We start from the raw sequence: 22,273 nt of genomic DNA, 5'->3' as shown, positions 1-22,273 counted from the left end.
AAGAATGCCGACCTCGTTCCCATGCGCTGCGCCGCAAGTCACGACCAACGTTTTGCGAATGCGGGACGCAGCGCGTCCAGCACTGCATTCCCACGCAGCGCGTGGGAACGAGAAAAGCTTGGGAACCGGAAAACAGGGTTTTCGGTCTTGAGAATTGCGCCCAGCCAACGACCGGGCGCAGAATGCAGTGGTCTGAATTAATCTTCGAAATGAGCCATTTTGCTTTGCAATTTCTCTTGTTGCTCCTTGGTTAACAGTTTGAAAATGGCATTGTCCAGTCTGGCTTTCTGTAATGCCGTTTCTTTGTGAATGGCGTCCGCCTTGTCAAGCAGCGTCTGGATTTTGTCATCACTGTAGTCGTTGGAAAAGCTTAGCTGATGAATCTCCTTGCCAATGCTTATTGCATTTTTCAGCTTGGCATCGAGTTCGGCGCGATGGGCTTTGACCAGCGCTTTGATTTCACTTTGTTGTGTTTCGCCCAGATCGAGTTGATGCAAAAAACCCGGCAAGTGCGCTTCATCGTGCTCGGGTCGATGATGTTTGGATGGCGGCATGCCTCCGAAAGGAGGTTCGCCGTACATTTGCGGGTCAGCCAGGGCTATCTCCGGTAATAAAGGCGGTTCGCCGGGCGTTTGCGGGTTAGCTAAGGCTATCGCCGGTAATAAGGGCAGAATCAACAGCAGTTTGCGCATAAAAATCTCCGTGTATTTAATAAAAGAGGCGACGGAACAGGGTTGATTCCGTCTTGTCCAGTATCACTCCAATGCAGGTAAAGCGCTGTTATTGAAATGTAAATTCAGGTAAATCCAGTGGGCGGATTGTGGCGGTTGTCACGGTGTGAAGTTATGATGCCGTCAACAAAGTAATTAAGGTGGCGAGCGTGACGAAAATTTTAATCATTGACGATGATGTGGAACTGGCGGGGCTGTTCAAGGATTATCTGGAACAGGATGGCTTCGCGGTCGACGTGACCCATCAGGGCGAGTCTGGGCGGCGGCTGGCTTTGTCGGGCGACTACCAGCTGGTGATACTCGACATTATGTTGCCGGATATAAAAGGCACCGAGGTCTTAATGCGCATCCGTATGGAAAGCCGTATTCCGGTGCTGATGTTTACCGCCAGAGGCGATGATGTCGACCGGATTATCGGATTGGAATCGGGAGCGGACGATTATGTGCCCAAGCCCTGCACGCCAAGGGAGCTGGCGGCGCGTATCCGCGCAATTTTACGTCGAACCCAGTCTGTAAGCGATGCCGTCGGCAACGGGCCGATTGTTGCCGGCCCTTTGAAAATCTGGAGCGAAAAACGCAAGGCGTCATGGTTCGATCAGGATATGGATCTGACCAGTACCGAGTTTAATTTGCTGGAAACGCTGGCGATGAATGTTGGCCGTATCGTCACCAAAAACGAATTGTCGGAAAAAGCGCTGGGACGGCCTTTGGCGCGTTTCGATAGAAGTATCGATGTGCATATGAGCAGCATTCGCCAGAAACTGGGCTGTCAGAACGATGGGCGCTCTTATATTCAGACGGTGCGCGGTCAGGGTTACCAGTTGGTGAAGGAGTAAGGGCATGGGGCGTTTGTTCTGGAAGTTTTTCCTTACCTTCTGGCTGGCTTTGCTGGTGGCCGGTATCGGTGTCGGCACGGCGGTCTGGTTAAGGCATAACGCGTGGCAGGGAACTGAAACGGTCAAGCATACGATTGATGTCAGGCACGCGGCATCGTTTGTCGCTGTTGCGGATAATGCTATCCGGCATGGCGGAGTTGCTGGGTTGCGCAACTTTCTTGAGGCCATGCGTGACGCTCCTTTTCCGCCGGTTTATGCGGTTGACGATCAAGACCGGGAACTGCTACAGCGTAGCGTAGTACCCGAGGTTTTGCAGCAGGCGCGTACACTATTCTTGCAGGCCGCCTATCCTGAGGCGATTCGTAGGGTGTCGACAGAGGATGGACATCGTTATTTGCTGTTTGTGCCGCTGCCGGAACACGGTTTTGCCGATCGTCCGCCGCGCATGCCGGGTGAAGAAGCGGATGCCGGTTTTGCTCCGCCGCCTCCTGAGGGTCATTTTTCGCGTCCTCCCCGGCCGCCGCGTGTGCCGCCATCGCCGCTGTTGCCGATTCTGGCCGGTACTTTTGCCAGCCTGATATTCAGTGCGGCGCTGGCCTGGTATTTTGCCAAGCCGATTCGCAGTTTGCGCAACGCTTTTACCGCGCTAGCGCAAGGCGATCTGGATACCCGGGTCGGTTCATCGATGGGAAAGCGTCGCGATGAATTATCCGATCTGGGGCAAAACTTCGATCACATGGCCGGACAGATTCATAGTTTGGTGCATGCCCAGCAACGCTTGCTGCACGATGTCTCCCATGAATTGCGTTCGCCGCTGGCGCGGATACAGGCCGCTATCGGTCTGGCCCAGCAACAACCGGAAAAGATTATGGCGATGATGGAACGTATTGAACGGGAATCGCAACGCATCAGCGACCTGGTCGGCGAATTATTGGTGCTGTCCCGTTTGGAAGCCGGTGTTTCCGGCAGCGAAAGCCATGATTTCGACATCGGCGGATTGCTGGACGATATTGTCGAAAATGCCCGTTTTGAAGCCGAGCAGTATGGGGTTGTTATTCGCTATGACGGCATTGAAGAAACGGTGGTCAAAGGCCGTAGCGAATTGCTGCATCGCGCGATTGAAAACGTATTGCGTAATGCGTTGCAGCATTGCAAAAAAGGCGGTGAGGTGGCGGTTATAGTTCGTTTCGATACCGGTAAACGCCGCTTACAGGTGGCGGTCTATGACCAGGGACCGGGCGTTGCCGAAAGCGATTTGGCGGCGATTTTCGAACCATTTTTCCGTAGCGGCGATCGAGGCAAAGCCGACAGTATAGGTCTGGGATTAGCCATCGCCTATCGTGCGATAGAGGCCCATGCCGGGCGCATACAAGCTAGCAATCGCCCGCAAGGCGGGTTGCGTATTGAAATAAATATTCCTTTTACCGAGTAAATGTTTCAGCGCGACGATGTCGGGCAGAGGGGAGCGATACTTTGTAAGTCACATAAAAACACCACGAAGAGCACGAAGAAAAAAATAAAACTTCGTGCTCTTCGTGTCTTCGTGGTGAAAATTACGTAACGGCAGGGTTTAAATTAAGCGGATGTCGAAAAGCCGCTGCTTTCCGCCGTCTGATCGAAGCCGTAAGATTTCAGCAATTGCACCATCTGTTTCATGAACTGCGCATCGGCGTTTGAGGCAGAAGACGTTGATGACGTATCGGTACTGCTGCCGGAGCCGGACGCGTTTTTCGAATCCTCAAAAGTCCTCGCTTCGCTACCGCTCACCTTGCCGTCGCCGTTAGTATCGGCGGCATCGAAATTGGCGGCTACATCGCTCATTACCTTGGATCTTTCGCTGTCTGTCGAACTCAGGTCTTTTGACATTGAGGTCAGTTGATCTTTGGTAAAGCCTTGATCGCCTTGGCCGCCCTCTTGCGGCGGCGGTGGCATGCCGCCTGCCAACATTTGCATTAACTGCGCATCGGCGCTTGACGTCGATGACGTATCGGACGAGGCTTGCGATGCCGCATAGGCCTGCGCCTCTTTAGCGCTCACCGTGCCGTCCTCGTTGGCATCTGCCGGCTCGATGTCCTGGTTGGAGCTTGAGCTGTCTGTCGAACTTGATTTTTGGGCGCCTTGAGCGCCGCCGGGCGGTGGCGGTGGAGGCATGTCGCCCTGCATGCGCATTCTCGGGGATTGTCCATCCAGTTCCGATGCTATTTTTTGTATAGTCGCCGACATTTCCTCTTTGGTGACCTTGCCGTTGCCATCGCTATCCATTTTGGAGAACATGTCATCAGCGGAAGTGGAACTGCTTGAGCTATCCGATTGCGACACGTTGCCAAGCGCGGATTGCAAATCGCTTTTTTCAATATAGCCTTTCCCCGTGGTATCCAGTTTCGAAAATAAATCTTCGGCCATTTTCGTCGGATCGGGGCGCTTCATTGCGCCTGACATCATTGCCGAACTGCTGCTGTTTATACTGCTAATGCTCATGATTTTATCCTCATCTTGGTTATCATTGATGGATGGCCGGTTGGCCGTCCGTATTGCCGTTCTTGTAAGACAGCGTCTAACTGACTTAACGGAACTACATAAGTTCTTGAGCAATATAGCGGCCGGCAAGGGAGTCAGAACAGGCTCGTAAAGGTAAAGTTAAGTTAAAGAATGTTAAGGATTTTCGGCCAATGTTAAATTGATGGCGCATCCCGAAAGAATGGTCTGGAAAAAATCGTGCAGTTTGTTATCAACCGGCAAATGATTGCCGTTGTTGCCGCCGGATGAATGGCTTGTCTAATGCCTTTAAGTTGATTGCCGGAGGTTTGGCGGTTACAGTTAGCCGACTGATTTATAAAACACTTTTAAAAGGGATTGCGCATGAAAGCATTATGTATGCTGATTTTTACCTTATTGACAAGCTGCACCGGCATTCCCGAAGGGGTGACGGCGGTTGACGGTTTTGAGGTTAACCGCTATCTGGGCACCTGGTACGAAATCGCGCGGCTCGATCATCGATTCGAGCGGGGCTTGGAGAATATTTCTGCAACCTATACCTTGCGGGACGATGGCGGCGTTGATGTGCTGAATAAGGGTTGGGATGTGAAGGCCGGGGAATGGCACGAGGCGCAAGGCAAGGCTTATTTTGTCGAACAGCCGGATAAAGGGAGGCTGAAAGTGTCTTTTTTCGGGCCGTTTTATGGAGGCTACAATATTATTGAACTGGATAAAAAAGATTATGCTTATTCGATGATCGCCGGGCCGGATCGCTCTTATTTCTGGATATTATCCCGAACCAAACAACTGCCCGAGGCGACTTTGCAGACATTGATCGATCGGGCCAAGGCGCTGGGTTTTGCTACCGATCAGCTTATTTTTGCCAAGCATGATTAGCGTGTTCGGTCTGCGGATGACGGTCTTTCAAGCTATAATCTTACGACTTCGACCCTTACCGAAACTGGATAATCTGTTTGTATGAATAAACCGGCAGCACCTCGAAAACGGGCCAGTGTCAAACTGGAGACAGCTCCAAAACCTAAACCTAAACCCCGAACGACACGGAAAACATCAAAAAAAGAGTTGCCCAAACCGCCGGTTGGCAGCTTCAAACACCGGCTGTTGATGATCGGCCTTGAAGTGCTGGGTTTGGCGATAACGGCGGTTTCTGCGGTGATGATTTTGTTGGGTTATTCGGCGGGCTGGTTTTCCGGCACCCGTTTTTTCACCAGTTTATTGCCGTTTGCCATCGGCGTATTGGCATTGATCGTTGCGGCCGCTGTGTTGCTGATAGGCTGGTGGAAACTGCGTAAATGGTTGCAGGGCAGGGCGGCGATATTAGCCCCGATTTTGGCACTCAGCTTTGCGCTGGTTATCGGCTGGTTTGTGCTGCAAAACCATTTTGCCCAAGCGTTCGGGCATTTTCGCATGCTGGTCGGCGGCAAGCAGGAAGCCAGTCGGGTTACGCTGGCGCATCAGGTCTATGCCGCTTACCGGCGTTATGATACGGCACAATTGCTACAGATGGTTAACCGGGCAGAGACCTATAATCCGGCTATTGTCGAAGCGGCCAAGGTGTTCGATATTGATCCCAATCTTCTGCAAGGCATCGCCGCGACAGAATCCTCCTTTTTGCCCAGAGACAGTCGGGATGGCGGGCATGGATTATTTCAAATTACCCAAGTGCCTAAAGCGGTCATGGCGCAGGCCGGTAAACAACTGGAGGTGAGCAAACCTTCAGTGCTCGATCCGAGGCACAATGCTTTTATCGCCGCCGCCACATTAAAATACTATCTGACCGAGATGCATAACGACCTGTTTCTGGGCTTGCTGGCCTATAACATCGGTCCCGCCAATGGCGGTCTTCGCTTTATCATGCAGCAGTATGGCGCGATCGATTTCGTCACCATACAGCCTTATTTACAACAATTGCCGCGCGATTATCCGATTCGTGTTTTATCGCATGCGCTCGCTTTCCGGCTCTGGAAAATAGAGGGAAAACTGCCGGTTTATGAAGAAGGCGATAATGCTATGCGTATCCAACGTATTGGCATACCTGGCCTGCAAGCGGAGCTTTAGTTAAGGTCACGCGATAGATGGACAGTTCCAGAGAAGTTCAACGTAAGTTGGAGGCTTGTGGCGTGTACGAACTTGGTGACCAGTTCGGCAAGAATAAAAGACGTGTCTTTGGGGTCGACACTTTTAGAAAGGGGCTGAAATAAAAAAGGCAGCTGACTAAAAGTAAGCTGCCTTTTATGTATATGGCGGAGAAGCAGGGATTCGAACCCTGGGAGGGGATCAACCCTCAACGGTTTTCAAGACCGCCGCTTTCGGCCGCTCAGCCACCTCTCCATACCCGGCGTATTATATAGGGTGTTATATTTATTGCAATATTAATTCTTTATTTCAACCGAAAATACTGCAGTTCGAAGTCAGGGCAACGGAATGTATTCTGAACGGTTACAGAATAGGCTTCACCTGTTGCCGTAATTAATATCAACGACGGTGTACCGGGTTTCTTTAAGCTCATTCTTAATGGCGACGGCATCATCAAAGGTTTTTTTTAGCAGCGCTCTCGCCAGCGGCGAATCGAGGCTGATGTAGTGTTTTTTGGGATTAAGTTCATCAGCTCCGACAATGCGGTAGGTCACTTCCTCGCCCGCTTCATTCTCCAGGGTTACCCAGGCGCTAAAGAAAATCCTGTCCTGGTCGTCAGGCGGTTGGGATACGATATTAAGGGAAGGCAGGCGTTTTTGCAGATAATGAATGCGTCGGTCTATGCCGCGTAATTCCTTTTTACGGTAGATGTACTCGGCATTTTCCGAGCGATCGCCTTCCGCGGCCGCCGCCGATAGAGCCTGGGTGACCTCTTTGCGTTTGGTCCACAGGTCTCTCAATTCAATCTCCAGCGATTGATAGCCTTCCGGCGTGATGTAAGGGGATGACTTTGGTCCCGGCGGTTTCCAGCGCGACATGATTGATTTCCTGTAGATAATTATGATGGATGGAAATAATTTTTCAGACAAAACAGCTGCAACTCTTTATCATAGTCGGCTTTTAAATTACGAAAAAGGTTTTATCATGCAAGTAGCTGACAATATGGCTGTCTCAATTCACTATACTTTAACTAATGATGAAGGCGAAGTGCTGGATAGTTCAATAGGTGATGATGCCTTGGTTTATCTGCACGGCACGGGAAACATCATTCCGGGCTTGGAAGATGCTCTACAAGGCAAAGCTGTCGGTGACAAATTTAATGTGCGCATTGCGGCCAAAGATGCTTATGGCGAACAAAATGATGAGATGATTCAGGTAATCCCACGAGCCATGTTTGAAGGCATTGATGAGATTGAAGTCGGCATGCAATTTCATGCCGACGTCAGTTCCGGTTCCGGCGAAGTCACTATCGTTAAGATCGAAGGCGATGATATTACCATTGACGGCAACCACCCGCTGGCAGGAGTGGCCTTAACTTTTGATGTGGAAGTTGTGGACGTTAGACCGGCGACTAAAGAGGAAGCCGAACATGGACATATCCACGGCGCCGGTTGTCATCATTAGGCCGTAATCTAACCCACAAAAACCTTTAGCGGTAGGCCGGAAACGCCACCTCACGCTATGCGCGTGGGTGGCCTTATTCCGGCCTACGGTCTATTTTTCCAGCAGCTGAGTCGTTACATTTTGTAGCAATCTAGCCTACAAAAGCCTTTAGTAATTCAGCGGTATTCGCCATGCCTTTATGGAGATGCCGCTCAATTTCTTCCATGGTTATTTCCCCTTCCGATTTTCCTGCGGCCCAATTGGCGACGACGCTGATTGCGGCATAATCGATACCGAGTTCTTTGGCCAGTGCCGCTTCAGGCATACCGGTCATGCCGACCAGGTCGCAGCCGTCTCTTTCCATACGCTGGATTTCCGCAGTGGTTTCAAGGCGCGGACCTTGGGTGCAGCCGTAGGTGCCTAGCGGGCTGATCTTTATGTTGGCTGTGGCTGCGGCGTTAATTAAGCGAGAGCGCAGCTTTTGATTGTACGGATAGGTAAAGTCGATATGCTGCACCGCTTCGTCTTCAAAAAAAGTATGCAGGCGGCCATAGCTGTAATCGATAATTTGGTCGGGGATGGCAATATGCGCCGGAGCCATTTCGCAGGTGATGCCGCCCACCGCGGCGACGGCGATAATCTGCTCGACGCCGAGCTGTTTAAGTCCCCAGATATTGGCCCGGTAGTTTATTTTGTGGGGCGCGATGGTATGGGGGTTGCCGTGCCGGGCCAGGAATATAATCCGGCTGCCGTTCAGCTCGCCGGTAACAAACTCGGCGGAAGGCGAACCGTAAGGCGTGTCCAGCTGCTCGCGGTTGATGATGGTTAAGTCGCTCAGTTGGGTCAGGCCGGTGCCGCCGATGATGGCAAGTGTAGTCATGATGTTTATTCCTTGCAGGCGAAAATGCCCGGTGCGTTGCGTAAATAGCCTTTGTAGTCCATGCCGTAGCCGAACAAGTAACGGTTTTCCACCTTCAGTCCGATAAAGTCGGCGGTGACTGGTTTTTCATGGTCGAGGATTTTATCCACTAACACGGCGCTGTAGACGGCTGTTGCGCCTTGTTCCCGGCAATACTGATAGATAACTTCAAGGGTGATGCCTTCATCGAGAATATCGTCGACGATAAGAACAGTGCGATCTTTAAGCGGTGTGTCCGGTTTAACCAGCCATTTGATGTTGCCGCCTGAAGTCTGATTTTGATAGCGACTGGCATGGATGGAGTCAATGGTTAACGGGATGGTTAATCGGGTCAGTAATTTACCGACGGTGACGATGCCTCCGTTTATAACGCAGAGCAACAGTGGGTTGCGATCGGCAAGCGCGGTGTTGATTTCCTGAGCCATGTTATCGATGGCGGCTTCAACTTCCTGTTCGCTGTGCAGCAAATCGGCCGTCGCCTGGACGTGTTTGATTTCTTCAAGCATGGTTATAGAGTGTGGTTGATGATGAGGGTTGATAATTGCTGCCATTTTTCGGACTGCATGAGTTGCTCGCGGTTCATTTGCGGTTTGCCTTGCATCCTACGCAGTCGTTGTTCTCTGACGGGATTGTGGGTTAGCGGCAAGGCATCAAGCACTTGCTCGGCGGCGGTCGGGTTGTTGCAGACCAGGATCATATCGCATCCGGCATGTTGCGCCAGTCTGGCGCGTTCCGGGAAGCCGCCGACCGATGCCGCGCCTTCCATGCTCAAGTCGTCGCTGAATACCGTGCCGTTAAAGTTTAATTCCTTGCGCAAAATCTGTTGTATCCAGAACGGCGAAAAACCGGCCGGATTCGGGTCGATTTTCGGATAGACCACATGCGCAGGCATAATGCCTTCCAGGCCTTCCGCGATCAGTTGTTTAAAGGGCAGCAAATCTTTTGCCCTGATGCTGTCCAACTCCCGTTCGTCTACCGGCAAGGTCAGGTGCGAGTCTAGCGCTACTGCGCCGTGTCCGGGGAAATGCTTGCCGGTTGCGGCCATGCCCGCTTCATTCATACCTTTCCTGAATAAGCTTGAAAGGCGGGTTGCAAGCGCCGGATCGGTTGAAAATGAACGGTTGCCGATGATTTCGCTAACGCCGCAATCAATATCCAAAACCGGCGCAAAGCTGAAATCGACACCGACAGCCAGTAATTCGGCAGCCATCAACCAGCCTGCCGGTTCCGCCAATTCAGGGCTTTGTGCGTAGCTTGATGCAGGCGGCAAGCGAGTGAAGCCTTGTTGAAAGCGTTGGACCCTGCCGCCCTCCTGATCGACGGCGATCAGTATGTCGCCATTGCGCGCCGCGCGAATAGCGTTAATCAGCTCGGTAACTTGTTCGGGATTTTGATAATTGCGCGAAAAAAGGATGACCGCCCCGGTGTTGGGATGGTTTATTTTTTCTTTTTCAGCTTGTGTCAGGGTTAAGCCTGCAACATCCAGCATTATCGGGCCGATGGGGAGATTGGTTGTCATTGCCTTGTCAGTACTTGGATTCGTTTTAAAATTGATGGGGTTGGCCTTATACTAGACCATTATTTTCCAGTTACACGGAGTCTGTTATGCGTTTATGGGTTGTGGTATTAAGTCTTCTGTTCATGTCTGTTGCTGTTGCGAATGAAGGGGCAAAAGAATCGGAAGCGGAAGCCGGTGTAAAATATGTGGAAATGACTCCCAAGTTTACCGTTAATTTGGCGGAACCAAAAAAGTTTTTGCTGCTAAATGTTCAATTATTGGTTGAAGGCGCCGGCACTATTGCTGCGGTAAAAAAGCACATGCCGGCATTAAGACACGAATTAATTATGTTATACAGCGGCAGGTCGTCTGAAGCATTGCAAACCATGGAACAGCGCGAAGCATTGCGTCAGGAAACCACAGCGGTTATTCGTAAGACGCTGGAAAAGATGGAAGAAGGTGACAAAGGGCATGGCGAGCCCGCAGAGAAAGAGCATTCCGAAGAGGAGGGTAAGGCCGGGCATGAAGAAGGTTTTAAAGAAGCCTATTTTACTGAATTTTTGGTTGATTAAGATTTTTAAGGCGCAAGGCCAAAGGCCTTGTGCCTGTTTTACATTCCCAACTGAGCTTTAATGCGAGTTAAGTTATCCGCAATTTGCCGTTCGGTATAAGGAACGGCGTCAAACTTCCCCCAGACCGGCGCAGGCCATGCTTTATCAACCTGATAGCGGACTATATGGTGGATATGCAATTGAGGAACCTTATTGCCTATTGCGGCAATATTCATTTTGTCCGCTTTATAAAGCGCGGCCATGTTTTCGGCAAGATAGCTGGATTCCTCGGTCAGCAATTCACGCTCAGCTTTGTTCAGCTGATAAATTTCCTGCAAGTCCGCTCGTTCCGGCACCAGTATAAACCAGGGATACTGGCTGTCATTCATCATTAATAATCGACATAACTCAAAACGGCCAATGGCTATGCAATCCTGTTCCAGGCGCGGGTGTAGCTGAAATGTCATGAGTCTATTTATCCTGAAAAAACTAAAAGCAATGCTTGAAAATCGTTAAATAATCAGTTTAACTTAATATTTCGACTGAGAATATAACAATAACAGGAGGACAGTTTTATGTCTGCTACAACCATTTCAGATAAGGCCCTTTCAGCTCAAGATGTACCTGATGGCAATCAGTTGTCCGTCTCGTTTCGGTTATTGTTGGGGCTGTACGCAATCATTCCTTTGTGTTTGTTGTTACAGCTGTTTGACGGTTGGTTTTGGCAGGGCTTTTTACAGCATAATTTACCGAGCAGTCCGAAGCAGTTTTTATTGTTTCAAATTATTTTTGGAACGCCGCATATTGTCGCCAGCTCCATCTTGCTGGTGAGCAATACCGAATACCTGAAATTTTATAAGTTGAAGCTCATTTTGATGACGGTTGCCATTATCACGGCTTTCGGCGTGGGCAGCCTGTTTATTCCCTATAAAGCGCTTTATGTCACAGTGGCTGCCTGGACCGTGTACCACGTACTCAAACAGCAATTGGGCGTGGGGCGTGGTCTATATCGTCTGCCCGATTGGGTTTTTTACCTGCTATTGTGGCTGAGTGTGACGGCGGGCCTATTTGTTTACATCGGTATCTTCCTGAAAAACAGCCTGGATGTGCAACAACTGGAGTTTATCAAGCTTGTTTCGGGCAGTTTATGTGTAGGGCTGATTTGCAGTGCGTTGCTATGCGAGCGCTATGTGACCACGCAATCGGGCAGGTGTTTTTTGTGGTCCAATGTTTTATTGGTACTAAGCACGTTTTATCTTTTTGTTCAGCAGTATTATTTCCTCGCGATTTTGGTGCCAAGACTGGTGCATGACGCGACGGCCTATATTTTCTATGTGGTGCATGATTACAACAAGCACCACCGGCAACCGCAGAATTCCATGTATCGCTATGCGGCGCGTTGTCATCTGCCCGTTTTTATCGTTTTGCCCCTGTGTTCATTTGCACTGGCGTTTGTGTTGGAGTCTTACGGGGACAGCGCGGTCAATGCGGTAACCGAATTCTTTTTCGGCATGGAGATTAATAAGGCGATTACTCTGGGCGTGCTGGGTTATCTGGCGCTAATGCATTATTACACCGAGGCATTTACCTGGAAGCAGGGTTCGCCTTATCGGCGGTTTATTGCGTTTTCGAAATAGGAAAAAGACGGAAGATAAAGGGCAAAGGGCGAAGGGCGAAGGGCGAAGGGCGAAGGGCGAAAAAAGCTTGCATTGAAGATTAAGACCTTGTGCAATTTTAGCCTTTAGCCTTTAGCTAATTCTCTAACCGCATCCTCGGTATGGAAAAATGCCTTACCGGGTTTCAGTTGCCTGAGAAAGTCGGTTTTTTCAAGTTTATCGAGTACCGGGCCTTTCGCTTCCGAGATGTGCAGGGTCATTTTCGATGCTTGCAAAGTATGGTTCAGATTCTCCAGCACCTCCAGCGCCGTGGTGTCTATGTCGCTGATTGAGGTAAAAATAAGCACGATATGCTTAAGATTCGGCTGCCGCCTTAACTCGGCGTTGATGAACTCCTCGATATAATTGATATTGGCAAAAGTGATGCTTTCATCGACACGCAGTAATAGCAGGTGAGGCCAGGTTTCCACGCTATGGCGTTTGATATTGCGGTAATGTTCAGTGCCGGGTATGCGCCCGACCACGGCAATATGCGGCTGGCTGGTTTTACGCAAGTGGCTGATCAGGGTCAGGATAATGCCCAGAGTGATGCCTTCTTCAATCCCGTAGACTAAAACGCCCAATAAAGTAGCGGTTTCGGCGATACCGTCACCGCGATCGTAACGCCAGGTGTGGGCAATGTCGCTCAGTTTCACCAAAGGAATAATGGCGACCAGAATGATCGCAGCCAGCGCCGCTTTGGGAATATTTTCAAATAACGGGCTAAAGAAAATGACCGCCAGCGCTAGAAGTCCGGCGGCGATCAGCATAGCCATTTGAGTGCGCGCACCGGCAGCAAAATTCACCATAGTACGGCTAAATCCTCCCGCTACCGGCATTCCTCCGGAAACGGCGGCAGCCAGATTAGCAACGCCCAGCGCGATCAACTCCTGATTGGGGATGATTTTTTCGTTTCTGAAATTGGCGGTGACTTTGGCAATGGCTACGCTTTCCACATAGGCAATCAACGCGATAAAGCCGGAGTAGGGCAGTAGTGCGTACCATTTTTCAATAGGGGAGAAATCCATGTTTAAAGCCGGGAAACCGGACGGAACCTGGCCGACAACCGCCACATTCTGTTGACCGGTCAGATCGAAGTAACCGACTGCCAGCGTTGCCAGCATGATGGTCAATAATGGCCCGCATTTGCTGATCGCCGTGATGAGATAAGGTTGCATGCCGGTATTTTTAAGGATAAAAACCAGCGGCTTGCCGAAAAATACCAGTAAGCCAATCGCGGCGAGGCCAATTAATAAGGTGACCGGCACGAGGCCTGAAAAATAATGGCTGTAGCAGATGACATCAACGCCGCATGACGGTGTTTTTAAGCCGAGCAACTGCGGTAATTGGCTGCCGATAATCAATAGCGCGGCACCGCTGGTAAAGCCGGTGAGCACCGGGTGGCTGATGAAATTCACCAGCCCGCCCATGCGTAGCAGCGCCATCAGCAGCATGATGATTCCGCTTTCCGCCGACAGAATCAGTGCGCTTTGGACAGGGTTGCCCAACGCGCTGATTTCCGGGGCCGTCAATGCGCTGGCGATCATGATGGCGGCAATCGAAACCGGCCCGACCGACAGCGTGCGACTGGTGCCGAGCAGCGCATACAGCACCGGCGGCAGGATGCTGGCATAAAGCCCTAGTTGCGGCGGCAAACCAGCCAGGATCGCATAGGCAATACCCTGCGGAACCAACAAAATAGCGGTAATGATACCGGCGAACACATCGCTGTTAAATTCCTGGCGAGTGTAGGATTTTAGCCAGCCTGCAATCGGAAATAACTGTGTTAATCGTGAGTTGTTGGATTGTGAATGGGGCATGGGGGAAAAAAGGTGAAAGGCAAAGGGCAAAGGGCGAAAGGAGAAGCGCGGAGTGCAAAGCGGTTTTATTCGCCTTTCGCCGACTAAAACTTATTCCTCTTTCATAAACTTTTTGGCATAGCATTCCAGATGAGGAATATCGATGCGGTAACCTTTGAGCATCAAATGCCAATATAACCACGGAAAGCCGGTAGTTTTACCCCACCACCAGATAGCACGGCTTTTTCTTGGGTCGAGCAGCGGGAAGGAAGGCGTTACCTTGCCGTCATAGGCAAATTCAGCCAGCATCACTTTACTCAGTGAGGTGGTTAATGGACAGGAACCGTAACCGTCATAGCCGCCTTGGACATCCTTGCTGTTTTCCAGGCTAAGAATATTATCAACCACGACCGGCACCTGCTTGCGCACCGCTGCGGCAGTTTTGGCATTCGGCGTTGAACCTGCGTCGCCCAGGCCGAAAATATTGCTGTATTTAGTATGTTGCAGGGTGTTGGGATTGACATCAACCCAGCCTGCCGCATTGGCAAGAGGGCTTTTTTTAATGAAATCCGGCGCGCTTTGCGGCGGCGTGACATGAATCATGTCGAACGCTTTGGTAATGCGTTGCTTGTTGCCTTCGCTGTCGGTGGTTTCGAAAGTGGCGATTTTGGCCGGGCCGTCAATGGCAACCAAGTTGTGGTTAAAACTGGTTTTAATACCGTAGTCGGCGACCACTTTACTGAGTGCTTTGGCGAAAAACGGTACGCCGAACAGGGCGGGGCCGGCATTTAAAAATTCAATGTTGAATTTGTCCAGCGTGCCTCTTTTGCGGAAGCGATCCGCGGCCAGATACATGATTTTTTGCGGCGCGCCTGCGCATTTGATCGGCATCGGCGGTTGGGTGAACAGCGCTGTGCCTTCCTTAATGGCCTGGATGCATTCCCAGGTGTATTCCACGGTTTCGGCGGAATAATTGCTGCACACATTGTTTTTGCCCAGCGTTTCTTTCAAGCCTTCAATTTTGTCCCAATCCAGTTGCAGGCCGGGGCAGACCACCAGATAGTCGTAACTGACGGTATCGCCGGAACGCAGGCTGACGCTGTTGTCATCCGGATGAAAGGTTTCCGCGTAATCCTTGATCCAGGTGACGGTCGGGTGAATCAAATCGACTTCATTGCGTGTCGTTTCTTTTAAGGTATAAGCGCCGCCGCCGATAATGGTGAAGCCCGGCTGGTAATAGTGGACTTCGGACGGTTCAACGATGGCAATATCAATATCGGCGTTTTGACGACGCATGTTGTTGGCAACGGAAACGCCGGCGGCGCCTCCTCCTATGATTAGCAGGGTATGGTGTTGGTTTGACATAAATTCCTCTTAAGCCTGTAGTGAGTGGAAGATTTCGATGCACGACAAAAAGTGTAAAACAACACACATTTTGTCATCCACCTATTTTTTATTATTCTGCCTCTTGGCTTTTTTTCCACGCTTCAAATCCACCGGCCATAGACAGCACATTAGTGTAACCCAATTGCTGCAGGGTCTGCGCCGCCAGTGCCGAGCGATTGCCCAAACGACAGTAGATGAGCACCGCTTTCGACTTGTCGGCCAGTTCAGGCATGTTGCCGATTTTGAATTCCAGCATCCCGCGCGGCACCAATAGCGCGCCGTCAACATGCCCGGCGGCGTATTCGCTTTCTTCGCGGGTATCGACCAGCACGACATTGCCTTTCGTAAGCAGTTGTTTCGATTTGGCGACATCGATTTCAACGATGTGTTGCTTGGCCTCCGCCACCATGTCTTCGGTTCTTGTCGTGGCGCGGACCGGCAGCGATGCGTCCCTGAGTGCTACGGCATCCTGGCGCTCATTTTCATCCAGGCCGCAATAACGGTTGGCGGGAACTGCTTCGTCAATCAATCGGGGTTTGGGTAAATTCAGGTTGTTCATGATCTCGATAAATTGCTCGCGGGTCTTGCCGGCCAGACGCGGATTGGTGGTGCGTTCCTGCATGATGCTGCTGACCCAGCGCTGTTGGTAATCGTGGCCCGGATAGACCAGCGTTTCATCAGGGAGAGTAAACAAGCGTTGGGTAATGCAGTCATAAAGAGCCCCGGCATCGCCGCCCTGAAAATCGGTGCGCCCGCAACCGCCTATCAATAAAGAGTCGCCGGTGAACAGGCGGTCGCGCCATAAAAAAGAAATACTGCCGCGCGTATGTCCCGGTGTGGCGATGACCTTGATCTGTTCGTCGCCGGCAAATTTGAAAATATCGCCGTCCTGAATTTGAATGTCGGCCGACTCGGCCCCGCACAGCCCGCTCACCGCAGTTTGCGCGCCCAAGCGTTGGCGCAGCAGGCCGCTGGCGGTGATATGGTCGGCATGAACATGGGTTTCCAGCGAATATTTCAGTTGCAGGCCGTGCGCTGCCAGCAGCTCAATATATTCATCGATATGGGTGTTGACAGGATCAATCAGGATGGCGTCCTTACTGACCGGATCGGCAATCAAGTAAGTGTAAGTCCAGGTTTCCTGATCGAATAATTGTTTGAATAGCATGATGTGTCTCCGGTTGGGTATGGGGTATATCTGGTTATAGCAAGGCCTGTGCCAGAAGGTTAAGACGAAGGGCGAAGGGCTAAAGGCAAAGGGCGCATAGTTAAAGTACGGACCTTTAGCCCTTTGCCTTGCGCCTTTCGCCCGTTTCATATATTGTTTCAGTGAAACATCTATTTGATTCAGTGAGACGCCCGTGAAACAAACGAAACAGCTTTCCGAACCCTTGTCAGGCTGGCTGGCACAGCAGCCATTGCAGCCGTTGTTTTTAAAGCTGCTCGATCTTTGCGATGTTGCAGCTCCCTATATCGTTGACCGGGATCAACAGGTTATTCACTGGAGCCGGGGCGCGGAACAGTTATCGGGATTGAACGCCGAAGATGTCACAGGCAAGCCCTGTTTGCAAGAATACGTGATTACCGAGGGCGGCGACCATCAAAAACAACTCATAAAATTAGTTCAAGCTGATGGACATGAAATTGAGTTGAATAAGATGACTCACGTTTTGCATGACCAAGAGGGCGTTTTTGCCGGTGGCTTGGGATTGTTGCTCCCCGCCTCGGAACAATCGGAAAACACGACTTCGCCGAAAGACTCAAGAGCAATGCCTGATTCCGGGAAGCAGGGGTTTCAAGGTCTGTTAAGCCGCTCACCGGCCATGCAGGCGGTGTTCCAGATTATTCAAAATGCCGCAGAAACGGAAGCTACGGTATTGGTAAGAGGCGAGAGCGGTTCCGGTAAGGAACTGGTTGCCAAGGCCATTCACGATCTGAGCGTCCGACGCAACGCGCCTTTTTTGGCGATCAATTGCGCGGCCTTGTCCAGTAGCTTGCTGGACAGCGAGTTGTTCGGTCATGTACGCGGCGCGTTTACCGGTGCGATCAAGGATCATAGCGGCCTGTTTCAACGCGCACACGGCGGAACCTTGTTTCTGGATGAAGTGGCTGAACTGCCGCTTGAATTGCAGGCCAAGCTGCTTCGGGTCATCCAGGAAAGAAATTATATTCCGGTCGGCGGCGACCGTTCCATTGATGTCGATGTACGCATCGTCGCCGCGACTCATCGTTCATTGCGCGAGGAAGTAAAAAACGGGCGGTTCCGTGAAGACCTGATGTACCGGCTCAGGGTCGTGCCCATTTTTATTCCGCCGCTGCGGGAACGCCGGGAAGATATAAGTTTGCTGATCTGGCATTTTATTCAGCAGCATAATGCCGCCAATTTCCGGAAAATCGAAAAAATCGATCCGCAGGCCATGCGCGCTTTGCTGGATTATGCGTGGCCGGGCAATATCCGGGAGCTGCATAATGTGGTGGAATACGCTTTTGCGGTAGGCAGGGGGACGACCTTGCGCTGCTCTGAATTACCGCCTGAGTTCAGGGAGTCGCGTACCGCCCTGCCGCAAGCTATGCAAAACAGGCCGCTGTCGGCGGACGAGGAATCCGCCGCAATCCGTCAGGCACTGGAGCAAAGCAATGGCAGGGTGACCCAGGCCGCCCGTTCGCTGGGTATGAGCAGGGCAACGTTCTGGCGTAAACGCAAGAGTTATGGGGTTTAAATAGTCTTCACGCCGCTGTTAAACGCTATGATGTTCTTAATATTTAGTAAGCTATTTCCTTTTAACGAGGTGATTCATGTCTTCCGTACTTACACCTAGTCATTTTAGCGCCGAAGAATATTTAACGCTGGAGCGTAGCGCTTCCTGTAAAAGCGAATTCCACGACGGTCAAATTTATGCGATGACCGGCGCAAACCGGGAACATAATTTGGTAACCATTAATATTGCAGGAGAATTAAGCATACAACTCAAAAAACGTCCCTGCGAGGCCTATGTCAACGATATGCGTGTCAAGGCAGCGGAAGCGCGCAGCTACCATTATCCGGATATCGTTGTTGCCTGCGGTACGCCGCAATTTGAAGACTCACATGTCGATACCTTGCTCAATCCTACATTGTTAATCGAGGTGCTGTCGCCTTCCACTGAAGCTTATGACCGAGGAGGTAAGTTCGCCCATTATCGTAAAATCCCTACATTGCGCGAATACCTGTTGGTTGCCCAAGACCAGCCAAGTATCGAACGCTATCTGCGGCAAGGCGACGTTTGGATATTAACGGAGGCGGTGGGACTTGAGGCCGACGTGCCGCTGGAAAGCATAGACTGCGTCCTCAGCTTGCGCGAGGTTTACGACAAAGTTTTGGATAACTGGGATGTAGAATCGCCGTATTGATGTATTTATCGTGGATCGTGGCGCAGTGCGCCTTGGCTACGCTCTCATGTATTAAGTTAACTCGTTCGGGATAAGAAAAGAAGCAAGCTTTTTGGGCAGGGCTTTATTGAGATGTAGTGGAACTCAACGACTACACTCAATAAAGGATATGGCTTTTGATGGGCTGCCGGCTCTTAACGTTGACAACGTCAATCTATTGCCGCTTCTTTAAATTTGAAGTTAGTCTTTAGCAACCGCCCTGTTTTTATTCCTGATCCATTCACTCCACGATCCCGCATAAAGCTTGGAACCGGTTAATCCGGCATATTCCATCGCCAGCAAGTTATGGCAGGCGGTTACGCCGGAGCCGCAATAATGAACGACTTGTTCGGGTGCGGTGGCGCCGATAAGTTGGTTAAATTGTTCGCGCAATTGTTCCGCCGATAAAAACAAACCGTTGCTGTCCAGGTTTAATTGGAAGGCTCGGTTTAATGCGCCGGGAATATGGCCTGCAACCGGGTCGATAGGTTCTTGTTCGCCGCGATAGCGTTCAGGCGTTCTGGCGTCGATCAGGCAAATGGATTTTTTTGCCATGTTGTTTTGCACTTGCAAGGCGCTAAGCCATGCAACATCGTTCAGAGACGGCCTGAATGTGGCGGGCTTAACGGTGGGCAAGGTTGTGGTGACGGGTAGGCCTTGTTTTTGCCATTGTTTGATGCCGCCATTTAATACCGCAACCTTGTCATGGCCCATGCAGCGCAATAGCCACCAGAGACGGTCTGCAAAAGCGCCGCCTGCATCGTCATAAACCACGACTTGGCTGGTGTTGGTTACGCCCCAGTCGCCCAGTTTTTTTGCCAATAAAGCGAAGTTCGGCAAAGGGTGGCGGCCGGTAAAGTCGGTGATGGCCGAGGACAAGTCCTTGTCCAAATGGGCGTAGTGGGCATTGGGGATATGTCCGTGTCGATAGGCTTTGGCACCGACTTCGGTATCCGCTAATGAGAACCGGCAATCAATGATGATCCAGTCGGGATGATTAAGTTGTTGATGGAGTGTTTCTGTGGAAACGAGTGTCGAGTAAGTCATAGTTTTATACCGTTAAGATGATTTTGCCGACGTGTCGGCTGCTTTCCATGAGTTGATGGGCTAAGGCGGCATCGGTGAGTGCAAAAGTTGAATGGATAACCGGTTTGATTTGGCCGGATGCTAATAAAGGCCAAACCTTTTCAAGTAACTTGGCTGCGATTGCCGCTTTAAAGGTATCGTCCCTAGCCCTCAAGGTGGAGCCGGTGATGATCAGCCGTTTGAGCATGACGGGCAATAAGTTTATTTCGGCTTTCGGGCCGTTTTGAATGGCAATTTGCACCAGTCTGGCGTCGTCAGCCATGCATTTTAGATTGCGCGGGAAATAGTCGCCGCCGATCATGTCCAGAATAACATCGACGCCTCTGTTGTCTGTAAGGCGCTTGATCTCGTCAACGAAATCCTGTTCCTTATAGTTGATCGCGGCATCAGCGCCCAGTTGCAGGCAGAACTCGCATTTAGCTTCCGAGCCAGCGGTGACTATGACCTTGGCGTTAAAGGCTTTGGCCAGTTGTATCGCCGTCGTGCCTATGCCGCTGGTACCGCCATGTACCAGTAGCGTTTCGCCGGGCTGCAACTGGGCGCGGTCAAAGACGTTGCTCCAGACGGTAAAGAAAGTTTCCGGCAATGCGGCAGCCAGGGTAAAAGACAGGCCTTCCGGTATAGGCAGGCATAACGCCGCCGAAGCGAGGCAATATTCGGCGTAACCGCCGCCGGTCACCAGTGCGCAGACCTTATCACCTTTATTTAAATGATGGATGTTGTCACCCAATGCCTGAATGGTTCCGGCAACTTCAAGTCCCGGAATGTCGGGTGCATCGGGTGGGGGCGGATACAGGCCTTGGCGCTGCATCACATCGGGTCGATTGACACCGGCGGCAGAGACCTTAATTAACACCTGGTTAGCTGGCGGCGTGGGTATGGTACGTTTTGCCGGTTTTAAAACACCGTTTTCTATTTCAATGGCGATCATCTGTTTGGGAAACGGCATAGTTACAACGTCAATAAACTGAGTTGCGGTTATTATATGCCGCAGTTATTGATCTGATAACTTAAATAATGGAACACTGATGGCGTCTGATTAGACGGGTTTAAACGGATTTTTAAAATATGGGGAGAGCCCGCTCCGCGCATCATTTACGAATACCAGAATGACCGGGTTATTTTTTCGGGTATCAAGATTTCTAGTACGGTTGGGCTTTGAAAAGGGAGGCAACGCTCACTTTACTTGGCTTGCGTAGTTTTATTGAGATTGGGATGGTGTTTTGAAAATGGTACGCGATAAGGTACCCTACACGATAAAACGCAAGAGACCTAAGAGCCCTGTAAGTAACAAGTAATAGTTTTTATGAAGGAAAATCGTCCGAATTGTATAGATTTATTTGCGGGAGCCGGAGGATTCTCGTTGGCAGCAAAAAATGTTGGCTTCAAAGTGTCCGCTGCCATCGAAATAAACAACCACGCTTGTACAACGTACCGACAAAATCTCATCGAAGGCAATTCAACAAAGCTATATCAAAAAAATATACTTGAACTGGCTCCTGAAGAAATTAAGCATGCTCATTTTATGGATGGAGCTGTATGCGATATTGTCTTAGGCGGCCCGCCTTGTCAGGGATTTTCAGTCCATAGAATTAAGGACGCAGGTATCGATGACCCCCGTAACAAACTTATTCTGCGTTATTTTGAATATGTTGCAGTCTTAAAGCCAAAAGTTTTTCTTATGGAAAATGTACCTGGCATATTGTGGTCCAGACATAAGAAGTTTTTAGACGCATTTTATGCAGAAGGGAAAAAAGCCGGATACCAGTTAATGCAGCCGGTGACTCTTGATGCCAGAGATTATGGTTTGCCGCAAAGAAGAAAAAGAGTATTCATACTGGGCATAAGATCCGATATTGAATTTAATTCAGTATGGCCGCCGGCAGCTACGCACGGCATCGAAAAAGAAATAGAAAAAAATTCGTCGTTGCATCCTTGGATACCGGCAACTGAAGTATTTAAAGATTCTGTTCCTGAAGATGATGAAAATAACATCCACATGAATCATTCCTCCGATTTGATTGAAGTATTCAAATCTACGCCTTTAAACGGCGGTAGTCGTCGAGACTCCAATCGTGTTTTGCCGTGTCACGAAAAACATAATGGACATAAGGATGTTTACGGTAGAATTGATCCGACACAGCCCGGCCCGACGATGACTACGGCCTGCATTAATCCATCTAAAGGCAGATTTGTACATCCGACCGAACATCACGGCATTACCTTACGACAGGCCGCACGTTTTCAAACCTTTCCAGATCGGTTCGTGTTTAAGGGGGGGCTTATTGCCGCAGGTGAACAAATCGGTAATGCCGTACCGGTAAAACTCGGTGAAGTTCTATTACGCACTATTGCGGAAGGCCTAAACTTTAAGCTTGATAAATAGCAA

General features: G+C 50.5%; 22 protein-coding genes and 1 tRNA gene. 10 read left to right on the top strand and 13 right to left on the bottom strand.

The features are described 5' to 3' along the window. Positions 1-197: 197 nt before the first annotated feature. Positions 198-692: a Spy/CpxP family protein refolding chaperone gene (locus METTU_RS15740; RefSeq protein ID WP_006892775.1), complete on the bottom strand. Its 495-nt coding sequence runs from the start codon at positions 690-692 to the stop codon at positions 198-200. 188 nt (positions 693-880) lie between these two features. On the opposite strand from METTU_RS15740, the gene METTU_RS15735 reads away from it, so the two are divergent. Continuing rightward, positions 881-1,567 (top strand): response regulator transcription factor, encoded by a 687-nt coding sequence (locus tag METTU_RS15735; RefSeq protein ID WP_006892774.1) that lies wholly within the window; start codon positions 881-883, stop codon positions 1,565-1,567. 4 nt (positions 1,568-1,571) lie between these two features. Further along, a complete protein-coding gene (locus tag METTU_RS15730; RefSeq protein ID WP_006892773.1) occupies positions 1,572-2,999 on the top strand; it encodes an ATP-binding protein in 1,428 nt (475 codons plus the stop codon). Between the two features lie 143 nt (positions 3,000-3,142). Here the strand turns inward: METTU_RS15730 and METTU_RS21890 are convergent, their stop codons facing one another. Next, the gene (locus METTU_RS21890) at positions 3,143-4,045 is read right to left on the bottom strand and encodes an EF-hand domain-containing protein (RefSeq protein WP_006892772.1); all 903 of its coding nucleotides are present in this window, start codon (positions 4,043-4,045) and stop codon (positions 3,143-3,145) included. A gap of 381 nt (positions 4,046-4,426) precedes the next feature. Here METTU_RS21890 and METTU_RS15720 point away from each other — a divergent pair, with 381 nt between their 5' ends. Both METTU_RS15720 and METTU_RS15715 read left to right on the top strand, forming a co-directional pair. Then, positions 4,427-4,939 (top strand): lipocalin family protein, encoded by a 513-nt coding sequence (locus tag METTU_RS15720; protein WP_006892771.1) that lies wholly within the window; start codon positions 4,427-4,429, stop codon positions 4,937-4,939. Positions 4,940-5,020: 81 nt separating this feature from the next. After that, the gene (locus METTU_RS15715) at positions 5,021-6,121 is read left to right on the top strand and encodes a transglycosylase SLT domain-containing protein (protein ID WP_006892770.1); all 1,101 of its coding nucleotides are present in this window, start codon (positions 5,021-5,023) and stop codon (positions 6,119-6,121) included. A 183-nt stretch (positions 6,122-6,304) separates the two neighbouring features. Here METTU_RS15715 and METTU_RS15710 read toward each other — a convergent pair. Together METTU_RS15710 and greB are read right to left on the bottom strand one after the other, a co-directional pair. Next, positions 6,305-6,394: transfer RNA gene (locus tag METTU_RS15710), tRNA-Ser, on the bottom strand. Positions 6,395-6,516: 122 nt separating this feature from the next. Continuing rightward, positions 6,517-7,017, bottom strand: coding sequence for a transcription elongation factor GreB (greB, locus tag METTU_RS15705; RefSeq protein WP_006892769.1), 501 nt, complete (start codon positions 7,015-7,017; stop codon positions 6,517-6,519). A gap of 106 nt (positions 7,018-7,123) precedes the next feature. Here greB and METTU_RS15700 point away from each other — a divergent pair, with 106 nt between their 5' ends. Then, positions 7,124-7,603 carry an FKBP-type peptidyl-prolyl cis-trans isomerase gene (locus tag METTU_RS15700; RefSeq protein ID WP_006892767.1) on the top strand — a complete coding sequence of 160 codons (480 nt, stop codon included), beginning with the start codon at positions 7,124-7,126 and terminating at the stop codon, positions 7,601-7,603. Positions 7,604-7,733: 130 nt separating this feature from the next. On the opposite strand, the gene METTU_RS15695 is transcribed toward METTU_RS15700, so the two are convergent. From METTU_RS15695 to nagZ, 3 genes are read right to left on the bottom strand one after another with little or no spacing between them, the layout of a single operon-like run. After that, positions 7,734-8,462, bottom strand: coding sequence for an S-methyl-5'-thioinosine phosphorylase (locus METTU_RS15695; RefSeq protein WP_006892765.1), 729 nt, complete (start codon positions 8,460-8,462; stop codon positions 7,734-7,736). A gap of 5 nt (positions 8,463-8,467) precedes the next feature. Next, on the bottom strand, positions 8,468-9,007 hold the full coding sequence (locus METTU_RS15690; RefSeq protein WP_006892764.1) for a hypoxanthine-guanine phosphoribosyltransferase: 540 nt from the start codon (positions 9,005-9,007) through the stop codon (positions 8,468-8,470). A gap of 2 nt (positions 9,008-9,009) precedes the next feature. Then, the gene (nagZ, locus tag METTU_RS15685) at positions 9,010-10,020 is read right to left on the bottom strand and encodes a beta-N-acetylhexosaminidase (RefSeq protein ID WP_006892763.1); all 1,011 of its coding nucleotides are present in this window, start codon (positions 10,018-10,020) and stop codon (positions 9,010-9,012) included. An 86-nt stretch (positions 10,021-10,106) separates the two neighbouring features. Here nagZ and METTU_RS15680 point away from each other — a divergent pair, with 86 nt between their 5' ends. Next, the gene (locus tag METTU_RS15680; RefSeq protein ID WP_006892762.1) at positions 10,107-10,571 is read left to right on the top strand and encodes a flagellar basal body-associated FliL family protein; all 465 of its coding nucleotides are present in this window, start codon (positions 10,107-10,109) and stop codon (positions 10,569-10,571) included. Positions 10,572-10,609: 38 nt separating this feature from the next. Here the strand turns inward: METTU_RS15680 and METTU_RS15675 are convergent, their stop codons facing one another. Next, on the bottom strand, positions 10,610-11,017 hold the full coding sequence (locus METTU_RS15675; protein WP_006892761.1) for an HIT domain-containing protein: 408 nt from the start codon (positions 11,015-11,017) through the stop codon (positions 10,610-10,612). 108 nt (positions 11,018-11,125) lie between these two features. On the opposite strand from METTU_RS15675, the gene METTU_RS15670 reads away from it, so the two are divergent. Continuing rightward, positions 11,126-12,187 (top strand): hypothetical protein, encoded by a 1,062-nt coding sequence (locus METTU_RS15670; protein WP_006892760.1) that lies wholly within the window; start codon positions 11,126-11,128, stop codon positions 12,185-12,187. 104 nt (positions 12,188-12,291) lie between these two features. Here METTU_RS15670 and METTU_RS15665 read toward each other — a convergent pair whose 3' ends face one another. The 3 genes from METTU_RS15665 to METTU_RS15655 all read right to left on the bottom strand — a co-directional run bounded on the left by METTU_RS15665 (position 12,292) and on the right by METTU_RS15655 (position 16,558). After that, complete coding sequence (locus METTU_RS15665) at positions 12,292-14,025, bottom strand: SulP family inorganic anion transporter (protein WP_006892759.1); 1,734 nt, start codon at positions 14,023-14,025, stop codon at positions 12,292-12,294. 90 nt (positions 14,026-14,115) lie between these two features. Beyond that, positions 14,116-15,369, bottom strand: coding sequence for an NAD(P)/FAD-dependent oxidoreductase (locus tag METTU_RS15660; RefSeq protein ID WP_006892758.1), 1,254 nt, complete (start codon positions 15,367-15,369; stop codon positions 14,116-14,118). 91 nt (positions 15,370-15,460) lie between these two features. Beyond that, entirely contained in the window at positions 15,461-16,558 is a 1,098-nt protein-coding gene (locus METTU_RS15655) for an MBL fold metallo-hydrolase (protein ID WP_006892756.1), read from the bottom strand. A 193-nt stretch (positions 16,559-16,751) separates the two neighbouring features. On the opposite strand from METTU_RS15655, the gene METTU_RS15650 reads away from it, so the two are divergent. Together METTU_RS15650 and METTU_RS15645 are read left to right on the top strand one after the other, a co-directional pair. After that, complete coding sequence (locus METTU_RS15650; protein ID WP_006892755.1) at positions 16,752-18,110, top strand: sigma-54 interaction domain-containing protein; 1,359 nt, start codon at positions 16,752-16,754, stop codon at positions 18,108-18,110. Between the two features lie 76 nt (positions 18,111-18,186). Then, positions 18,187-18,780 (top strand): Uma2 family endonuclease, encoded by a 594-nt coding sequence (locus tag METTU_RS15645; RefSeq protein WP_006892754.1) that lies wholly within the window; start codon positions 18,187-18,189, stop codon positions 18,778-18,780. Positions 18,781-18,999: 219 nt separating this feature from the next. On the opposite strand, the gene METTU_RS15640 is transcribed toward METTU_RS15645, so the two are convergent. Beyond that, positions 19,000-19,845, bottom strand: coding sequence for a sulfurtransferase (locus METTU_RS15640; protein ID WP_006892753.1), 846 nt, complete (start codon positions 19,843-19,845; stop codon positions 19,000-19,002). Between the two features lie 4 nt (positions 19,846-19,849). Continuing rightward, positions 19,850-20,833 carry an NAD(P)H-quinone oxidoreductase gene (locus METTU_RS15635; protein WP_006892752.1) on the bottom strand — a complete coding sequence of 328 codons (984 nt, stop codon included), beginning with the start codon at positions 20,831-20,833 and terminating at the stop codon, positions 19,850-19,852. A 357-nt stretch (positions 20,834-21,190) separates the two neighbouring features. On the opposite strand from METTU_RS15635, the gene METTU_RS15630 reads away from it, so the two are divergent. After that, entirely contained in the window at positions 21,191-22,270 is a 1,080-nt protein-coding gene (locus METTU_RS15630) for a DNA cytosine methyltransferase (RefSeq protein WP_006892751.1), read from the top strand. The last annotated feature ends 3 nt before the right edge of the window (positions 22,271-22,273 follow it).

Source organism: Methylobacter tundripaludum SV96 (genome assembly GCF_000190755.2).
In the GTDB taxonomy this organism is placed as follows: Bacteria; Pseudomonadota; Gammaproteobacteria; order Methylococcales; family Methylomonadaceae; genus Methylobacter_A; species Methylobacter_A tundripaludum.
This window is presented reverse-complemented; position numbering and strand designations above follow the sequence as displayed.